This window comes from Streptomyces sp. NPDC002044, assembly GCF_040296725.1.
Lineage (GTDB): Bacteria > Actinomycetota > Actinomycetes > Streptomycetales > Streptomycetaceae > Streptomyces > Streptomyces antarcticus.
In genome coordinates, this window is record NZ_JBEOXU010000209.1 from 1 (window position 1) to 8,433 (window position 8,433).

An 8,433-nucleotide genomic window follows, 5' to 3' on the forward strand; every position below is an offset into this window, starting at 1 on the left:
TCTTCTCGTACGTGTCGGCGAGCAGTTCGAACCCGGCGACCGCCTGCTGGAGCTGCGAGCCCTTCGGCCGGGCGGCCGGACGGGCCCCCCGCGGAACTCCCCCGCCCGGAGCCCCGTCCCCCCGCGGAGGCGACCGGCGGCCCGGTCGACCGCCGGCGCATCGAGGGGCTGCTGCTCGGGCTGGCCGCCGGGGACGCGGCCGGCTGGCCCGCCGCCCGCCACCGCGCCAGCCGGATGCCCGAGTGGACCCGCCGCCTCACCCGGGAGCTCGACACCTTCGCCGAGCAGAACGCCACCACCACCCTCCCCGTCCCGATCGCCCTCAACCAGCCCCCGGAGCCGCTGCGCCTGGGCCCGAGCGACGACGCCGAGTGGGCGGCCTTCGCCGCCGAGTCGGTGCTCACCGCCGCCGGGGTCCTGCTCAGCGACCTCTCCCGCTCCCGCCGCATGCGCGCCGCCATCGACCTCGCGTGGAACGCCCTCGCCTCGGAGGTCGCCGCGGCCGCGGAGCGCGCCCCCGAGGTCGAATCCGCCGTGCTCCCCCTCCGCGCCCGCATCTCCGTCCGGGCCGGCCTGGGCAACCTCGCCGCCGGCCTGCGCCCGCCCGCCACCGGCCACGACAATCCGCACTACTTCGACGACGCCGCCTGCGTCCGCGCCTGCGTCCTGGCCGTCGTCCACCCCGGCTCCCCGGCCGCCGCCGCGGACCTGGCCGAGTTCGACGCCCGCTACACCCAGGACGGCGACGGCGTCCACGGCGCCCGCGCGATGGCCGCCGCCATCGCCACCGCCCTCACCGGCGCGGACGTCGACGCCGCCGTCGAGGCCGCCCTCGCCCAGCTCCCCGGGTCCACCGAGATCGGCCGCAACGCCCGCCACGCCGTCGGACTCGCCCGCACCCACCTCCGCACCCGTGCCGAAGGCGGCGCCTTCGCCATCGTCCCCACCCTCGAACACGAGATCGTGGACCACGTCTACAGCTACGGGATCGCCGCCGCCGAGACCGTCCCCGTCGCCCTCGCCCTCGCGACCGCCGCCCGCGGCCGGGTGGCCGAGGCCGTCCCCGCCGCCGCCTGCCTGTCCCGCGTCGCGGACTCCGCCCCCGCCCTCGCCGGCGCCCTCACCGGCGCGCTCGGCGGCGGCGACTCGCTCCCCGCCGCCTGGCGCGAAGCCTGCCGGACCCTCTCCGGCTGCGCCCTGCCCCGCCTCGCCGGCACCGACCTCGTCGAACTCGCCGCGCTGCTCGCGCGTACGGAACTCACCTCACCCAAGGGATGATTCGGACATGACGCTCACGTTGGAGGACCGGGCCCACGGCGCCCTCGTCGGAGCGGCCGTCGGCGACGCGCTCGGCGGCCCGGTCGAGGGCTGGACCCCGGACCAGATCGCGGAACGGCACGGCGGCCGCGTCCACGGCATCGTCGGCCCCTGGTACGAGAACTGGCGCACGGCACGCCCCATCGCCCCCTACCACAAGGGCGACGGCCACGTCACGGACGACACCTTGATGACGCACGCGCTGGTACGGGTCTACGAGGCCGTACGCGACCACCTCGACGCCTACGCGGTCGCCGACCACCTCGTCCCGGACCTGATGGGGACCCCCCGCTGGATCCCCGAACTGGAGGCGGAGGCGCTGCCGTTGCAGCGGATCTTCCTCGCCGAGAAGTGGATCGTGACCCGGCTGCACTACGCGCACGCCGACCCGCGCGAGGCCGGCGGCGGCAACATCGTCAACTGCGGCGCGGCGATGTACATGGCACCGGTCGGCATCGTCAACGCCGGCAACCCGCAGGGGGCCTACGCGGAGGCGCTGGACGTGGCCGGCGCGCACCAGTCCTCGTACGGGCGGGAGGCGGCCGGCGTGTTCGCGGCGGCCGTGGCGGCGGCGTGCGTCCCGGGCGCCACCGCCACCTCGGTGGTGGACACCGTCCTCGCCCTGGCCAAGGACGGCACCCGCGCGGCCGTCGAGGCGGTCGCCGAAGTGGCCGCCCGGCACCGGGACTTCGAATCGGCCCTGGTCCCGCTGCGGGCGGCGGTGGCACCGTACGACTCGGTGGGCCCGGACTACCGCGAGCCGTCCCTGGGCGCCCGGCGGCCGTCCCGGCTGCACGCCATCGAGGAACTCCCCGTCGCGCTCGGCATGCTGCTGATCGCGGACGGCGGGTACGAGGGCTCGGTCCTCGGCGCCGTCAACTACGGCCGCGACTGCGACTCCATCGCCACCATGGCGGGCGCCCTCGCCGGGGCCCTGGGCGGGGAGTCCGCGATCCCCGAAGCCTGGTCCAAGCAGGTCGCCGAGGCCAGCCGCCTCGACCTGCACGCCCCCGCGGCGGCGCTGGCCGCGGTGACCCGCGAGGTGTTCGCCCTCGACCGCACCCGGCGCCGGACCCACGAGGCGGCCTTCACCGCCATCGCCGCCCCGCGATGACCGGCCCCGGCCGCCCCCCGGCCCCGATGCCCCCGGCGCCCGTACCGCCCGGCCCGTGCCCGGCTTCCCACCGGACCGCACCCGACGGCCCGCACCCGGCCGCGGATCCCGCCGGGCAGCCCGTACGGGTCACCTGGGCGCAGCCCGAGGACCTCGTCGGGCACGAGCTCCGCCAGGCGGACGAGGACGGCCGGGACCCCGGGCCCGCCCGCCGGGCCTGGCTGGCCGCCGGCGGGCATCCCGCGCCCGAGCGGGCCGGCGCCTCCCCCGGCCCGGCGGACCCGGAGCTGCGTGCACTCGCCGCCGAGCTGCTGGACGAGCTCGCGCTGCTGCCCTCGCCCCTGTCCGCCGACGAGCCCGCGTCCTGGGAGGCGATCCGCGCCACCTGGCCGCCCGGCGCCCCGTTCCTGCGGCCCCGCCCCGGAGCCGGACAGGACCCCGCCGCCCCGGCCCCCGCCGCCGGTCCCCGCCTGGTGGCCCGGCTGGAAGCCGCCTGGCTGGGGCGGGCCGCCGGGTGCCTGCTCGGCAAGCCCGTCGAGAAGCTGCCGCTGGCCGCCATCCGGGCGCTGGCCCGCGCCGCCGGGAACTGGCCGCTGAACGACTGGTTCACCGCCCGCGGCGTCCCCCCGGAGCTGCTGGCCGCCCACCCCTGGAACCGCCGCTCGGCCCCGACGTCCCTCGCCGAGAACATCGACGGCATGCCCGAGGACGACGACCTCAACTACCCCCTCCTGGGGCTGCTCCTGCTCCAGCGGCACGGCAAGGGGTTCACCACCGGCGACGTCGCCCGCCTCTGGCTCGACGAACTGCCCGCCGGACGGACCTTCACCGCCGAGCGCGTGGCCTACCGCAACCTCCTCCTCGGGCTGGAGCCCCCCGCCACCGCCACCCACCACAACCCGTTCCGCGAGTGGATCGGCGCCCTCATCCGCGCCGACGTCCACGGCTGGACCCACCCCGGCGACCCGGCCGCCGCCGCGGCCGCCGCCTACCGGGACGCCGCCCTGACCCACACCGGCAATGGCGTGTACGCCGCGCTCCTCGTCGCCGCGGCCACCGCCGAGGCCGCCGGCGGCGCCGCGGACGTCCACGGCGCGCTGCGGGCCGGGCTGGCCGTCGTACCGCCCCGGTCGCGCCTCGCCGAGGCCGTGCGGTTCGCCGTCGCCGCGGCCGCCTCCGCCGCCGAGGCCGACTTCGACCGCGTCGTGGACGCCCTGCACGCGCGCTACGGTCACTACCACTGGGTCCACGCCGTCCCCAACACCGCCCTGATCGCCGCCGCTCTCACCCACGCCGACGGGGACTTCACCCGCTCCGTCTGCCGCGCCGTGTCGGGAGGCTGGGACACCGACTCCAACGGGGCCACGGCCGGCGCCCTCGCGGGGCTGCTCGCCGGCTCTCCGGACGCCCTCCCGGACCGGTGGACCGCCCCGTTGAAGAACCGCCTGTCCACCACCGTCCCCGGCTTCGACGGCGCCGGCTTCGACGCCCTCGCCCACCTCACCGCACAGGAGGCAGCACGCTCATGACGGCCATCGCCGTGCTCGGCAGTACGAACATGGACCTCGTCGCCTACGTCCCCAAGGCGCCCCGCCTCGGGGAGACCGTCACCGGGACCGCCTTCCGCACCGTGCCCGGCGGCAAGGGCGCCAACCAGGCCGTCGCCGCGGCCCGCCTCGGCGGGCGGGTGGTGATGATCGGGGCGGTCGGGGCCGACGCGTTCGGCGTACGGCTGCGCTCCGCGCTCGCCGCGGCCGGGGTCGAGACGGCCGCCCTGCGCACGGTCGAGGGGGCCAGCGGCACCGCGCACATCACCGTGGACGACGAGGGCGGCAACAGCATCATCGTCATCCCGGGCGCCAACGCCCGCGTCACCGGCCTGGAGGCGGGCGACGACAGCCGCATCGCCGCCTCCGGAGCCCTGCTCCTCCAGCTCGAACTGCCCCTGGAGGCCGTCCTCGCCGGCGCCCTCGCCGCCCGCGCGCACGGGGTCCGCACGGTCCTGACCCCGGCCCCGGCCCGGCCGCTGCCGGCCGGGCTCCTCGCCGCGACCGACCTCCTGGTCCCCAACGAGCACGAGGCGGCCGCCCTCACCGGGCTCACCGACCCGCACCGGGCCGCGGCCGCGCTGCTGGACGAGGTGCCGGAGGTGGTCATCACCCTGGGGGCGGCCGGGGCCCTGTACGCCGCGCGCGGCCGGGAACCGCTGACCGTGCCCGCGCCCCCGGTTCGGGCCGTGGACACCACCGCGGCCGGGGACACGTTCGTCGGCGCCCTCGCCGTGGCCCTCGGCGAGGGCCGCCCGATGCCGACGGCGCTGCGCTGGGCCTCGGCGGCGGCCGCGCTCTCCGTCCAGCGGCCCGGCGCCCAGGACTCGATGCCCACCCGCGCGGAAACGGACGCCTTCGCCGCGTCCGAAGCCGGGGCCGGAGCCGCGTCCGAAGCAGGAGCCGCCTCGTGAGCGCCCCCGAGCCCGACCCGGGAACCGGTCCCCTGCGCGGGCTGCGCGTCCTCGACCTCGCCACCCTCTTCGCCGGGCCCCTCGCCGCCACCCTGCTCGGCGACTTCGGCGCCGAGGTCGTCAAGGTCGAGCACCCCGGCCGGCCCGACCCCTCCCGGGGCCACGGCCCCGCCAAGGACGGGGTCGGCCTGTGGTGGAAGCTGCTGGGCCGCAACAAGCGGACCATCACCCTCGACCTGTCCACCCCCGGCGGCCGGGACGTCCTGCTGCGCCTGGCCGCCGGCGCGGACGTCGTCGTCGAGAACTTCCGCCCCGGCACCCTGGAGAGGTGGGGCCTGGGCTGGGCCGAGCTGTCGGCCGCCAACCCGCGGCTGGTCCTGGCCCGCGTCACGGCCTTCGGCCAGCACGGGCCGTACGCCCACCGGCCGGGCTTCGGCACCCTCGCGGAGGCGATGAGCGGCTTCGCCGCGATCACCGGGGAGCCGGACGGGCCGCCGACCCTGCCGCCGTTCGGCCTGGCGGACTCCATCGCCGCGCTGACCACCGCGTACGCCGTGATGACCGCGCTCGCCGGACGCGACCGCACCGGAGCCGGGCAGGTCGTGGACCTGGCCATCATCGAGCCGATCCTCACCGTGCTGGGCCCGCACCCCCTCTGGTACGACCAGCTCGGCTACGTACAGCCCCGCACCGGCAACCGCTCCACGAACAACGCGCCCCGCAACACCTACCGCAGCCTCGACGGCCGCTGGCTCGCTGTCTCCACCTCCGCCCAGTCCATCGCCGAGCGCGTGATGCGCCTGGTCGGCCGGCCCGAGCTGATCGACGAGCCGTGGTTCGCGACCGGTTCCGGCCGGGCCGCCCACGCTCCCGTACTGGACGAGGCCGTCGGCGACTGGATCGCCCGGCACAAGGCGGACGAGGTCCTGGCCGCCTTCGAGGACGCCCAGGCCGCGGTCGCGCCGGTCTACGACGTACGGGACGTGATGGAGGACCCGCAGTACGTGGCCCTGGACACCGTCACCGAGGTCGAAGACCCCGAACTCGGCCCGATCCGGATGCAGAACGTCCTCTTCCGCCTCTCCGAGACCCCGGGCGGCATCCGCTGGGCCGGCCGCCCGCACGGCGCGGACACCGACGAGGTCCTCGCCGAACTGGGCCTGACCGGGGCCGAGATCAGCGCGCTGCGGACGGAGGGGGCCCTGTGATCCTGACCTGGCTCTACGCGCCGGGCGACCGCCCGGCGGTGGTCGCCAAGGCCCTGGCCTGCGGGGCGGACGCCGTCATCGTCGACCTGGAGGACGCCGTTGCGGCCTCCCGCAAGGAGTACGCCCGCTCCGCCACCGCCGAACTGCTCGCCGAGCGGCCCCCGCTCCCCGTCCACGTGCGCGTCAACGCCCTGGACTCCCCCTGGGGCGGCGCCGACCTCGCCGCCCTGGCGGGGCTGCACGGCCTCGCCGGTCTGCGGCTGCCCAAGATCAGCGCCCCGGAGCAGATCACCACCGCCGCCGACCGCACCGGCGGCGTCGGCCTGCACGCCCTGCTGGAGTCGGCGCTGGGCGTGGAGCGCGCGTTCGAGATCGCCCGCGCCCACCCCTCCCTGCGCGGCCTGTCCTTGGGCGAGGCGGACCTGCGGGCCGACCTCGCCGTCAGCGCGGAGTCGGGGCTGGACTGGTGCCGCTCCCGGGTGGTGGTGGCGGCGCGGGCCGCGGGGCTCGCGCCCCCGGCCCAGTCGGTGTTCCCCGACATCCGGGACCTGGAAGCGCTGGCCGCCTCCTGCGCCCGCGGCCGGTCCCTGGGCTTCCTCGGCCGGGCGGCGATCCACCCCCGCCAGCTGCCGGTGATCGAGCGGGCCTACGTTCCCCCGGCCGAGGAGGTCGTCGCCGCCGAGCAGGTCCTCGGCGCCGCGCGCGCCACCCCGGGAGCGCTGGCGCTGCCCGACGGCCGGTTCGTGGACCCGGCGGTGGTGGCCGCGGCCCGCCGCACCCTGGCCCTGTCCCGCCGGGCGGCTACCCGTTGAGCGCGGACCAGAGCCACCGGCCGCCGACGCGGACGTAGAGCCGCTTGTTCACCGAGTCCACGGCCATGGTGCCGTCGAGCGGCGGGCGGGTGAAGGCGGCGTCGGTGACGGGGCCGGCGACCAGGCGCAGGGGCGGGTTCGGCGCGTTCTTGACCGGAACCGTCCCGGTGGCCTGGGCTCCGGTCGTGCCGTAGCTGTTCTCCACCCGGAAGTCTCCGGTGGACGACTGCTCGTAGTAGATGTGGGTGCCGGTGGGCGCGGTGGCGTAGAGCCCGACGACGTTGCGCAGGACGGCGGTGGAGCCGGGGCCCGAGTAGAGGGCGACGCCCGCGTTGACCGTGGCCTTGTCCCGGTTGGCTATGACCACGTTCTCCAGCGCGCTGGAGCTCGCCGCCCACCCGATGACGTTGCGTGCGGTGGCGGGGGTGCCCGGCGCGAAGTCCCCGGCGTAGCAGTAGATGTTGGTCGCGTAGACGTGCTTGCAGCCGGCGTCGGTCTTCAGGTGCGGGCCTCCCTGCATCCGGGAGGTCTCGAACTTGCAGTCGGTGAGGTAGACGCCATTGGGGTTGTTGGTGGTGACCGCCCCCTGGCCGATCCACAGCGCACCCGTGCCGAAAGCCTCCAGGCGGCAGCCGGTGAAGTGGATCTGGTTGATGTTGTCCTTGCTGTGGCCCCAGGTTCCCTCGGTGGCGGAGGAGGCGTTGCGGAGCCAGATGTTGGGCTGGGTGGTGCTGCCGGTGGTGCCGGTGCACTCCTCCACGACCAGGTTGGAGAAGCGGGAGTCCCAGAACTCGACGGCGTCGACGCACAGGTCGTTGTTGGAGGTCATGAAGACGTCGCGGAAGGAGGAGTTGTTGTTGTAGTAGAGCTCCAGCAGCAGGCCGGTCTTGCGGTTGCCGTTGAACCCGAGGTTCTCGACGGAGCAGTAGCGGCGGTGGGTGGCTCCGGTGGAGTAGGCCGGGCCGGTACCCGACATCCTGAGCAGGATGCCGTTGCCGCCCTTGATCAGGGTGGAGGCTTTGGCGCCGGCGCCGACGAGACGGATCCCGTCGGCCTTGACGGCCAGGGCGGGATTCCCCGCCGCCGGCCTGACCAGGTACCTGCCGACGGGGAAGTACACCGTGCCGCCGCCCGCCGCGGCCGCCGCGTCGAGTGCGCGCTGGACGGCGGCCGTGTCGTCGGCGGAGCCGTCGCCGACCGCCCCGTGCCCCTTCACGTCGAACCAGTCCGGCGTCCCGCCGGCCGCCGGGGCGGCTGCGGCCGGGGTACCGGACACCACCGCCGCACCCGCCAGTCCGGCCACGGCTCCGGTCAGCAAGGCCCTGCGGGCGGTCCTGGACTGTTCGGTCATGATCTCCCCCTGGTGACGACGGCCGTCGGACACGATCGTCGCAGCGGCCACTGACATCGATGCGCGCGGGGGCTGCGCCGGGACGTCCCGGCTCACCCCGGCTCACCCGGCGTGAAACGCCGAAGGGGGGCCCCCCCGGGGGGGGCGGCCCATACCCCGTAAGTACCGGG

Annotated in this window: 7 protein-coding genes; 6 read left to right on the forward strand and 1 reads right to left on the reverse strand. The window is 76.4% G+C overall.

The window, feature by feature from the left end:
• From ABT106_RS29630 to ABT106_RS29655, 6 genes are all read left to right on the forward strand, one after another.
• The coding region (locus ABT106_RS29630) for an ADP-ribosylglycohydrolase family protein (protein ID WP_351283482.1) at positions 1–1,278 on the forward strand (1,278 nt) is incomplete at its 5' end.
• A 7-nt stretch (positions 1,279–1,285) separates the two neighbouring features.
• Complete coding sequence (locus ABT106_RS29635; protein ID WP_351283485.1) at positions 1,286–2,431, forward strand: ADP-ribosylglycohydrolase family protein; 1,146 nt, start codon at positions 1,286–1,288, stop codon at positions 2,429–2,431.
• A gap of 26 nt (positions 2,432–2,457) precedes the next feature.
• Positions 2,458–3,960: an ADP-ribosylglycohydrolase family protein gene (locus ABT106_RS29640; protein WP_351283488.1), complete on the forward strand. Its 1,503-nt coding sequence runs from the start codon at positions 2,458–2,460 to the stop codon at positions 3,958–3,960.
• Positions 3,957–4,892 (forward strand): ribokinase, encoded by a 936-nt coding sequence (gene rbsK, locus ABT106_RS29645; protein ID WP_351283491.1) that lies wholly within the window; start codon positions 3,957–3,959, stop codon positions 4,890–4,892. The genes ABT106_RS29640 and rbsK overlap by 4 nt, the downstream gene beginning before the upstream one ends.
• Complete coding sequence (locus tag ABT106_RS29650; RefSeq protein WP_351283493.1) at positions 4,889–6,100, forward strand: CaiB/BaiF CoA transferase family protein; 1,212 nt, start codon at positions 4,889–4,891, stop codon at positions 6,098–6,100. Before rbsK ends, ABT106_RS29650 begins: the two co-directional genes overlap by 4 nt.
• Positions 6,097–6,912: an HpcH/HpaI aldolase/citrate lyase family protein gene (locus tag ABT106_RS29655; RefSeq protein WP_351283496.1), complete on the forward strand. Its 816-nt coding sequence runs from the start codon at positions 6,097–6,099 to the stop codon at positions 6,910–6,912. Before ABT106_RS29650 ends, ABT106_RS29655 begins: the two co-directional genes overlap by 4 nt.
• Here the strand turns inward: ABT106_RS29655 and ABT106_RS29660 are convergent.
• Entirely contained in the window at positions 6,902–8,263 is a 1,362-nt protein-coding gene (locus tag ABT106_RS29660) for a glycosyl hydrolase family 28-related protein (protein WP_351283499.1), read from the reverse strand. The genes ABT106_RS29655 and ABT106_RS29660 overlap by 11 nt on opposite strands.
• Between the last annotated feature and the right edge of the window lie 170 nt (positions 8,264–8,433).

What these genes read in the sequence shown, in the direction of transcription:
- ABT106_RS29640 (WP_351283488.1), top strand. Translation starts at nt 2,458, where the DNA reads ATGCCCCCGGCGCCCGTACCGCCCGGCCCGTGCCCGGCTTCCCACCGG.
- ABT106_RS29635 (WP_351283485.1), top strand. Translation starts at nt 1,286, where the DNA reads ATGACGCTCACGTTGGAGGACCGGGCCCACGGCGCCCTCGTCGGAGCG.
- rbsK (WP_351283491.1), top strand. Translation starts at nt 3,957, where the DNA reads ATGACGGCCATCGCCGTGCTCGGCAGTACGAACATGGACCTCGTCGCC.
- ABT106_RS29660 (WP_351283499.1), bottom strand. Translation starts at nt 8,263, where the DNA reads ATGACCGAACAGTCCAGGACCGCCCGCAGGGCCTTGCTGACCGGAGCC.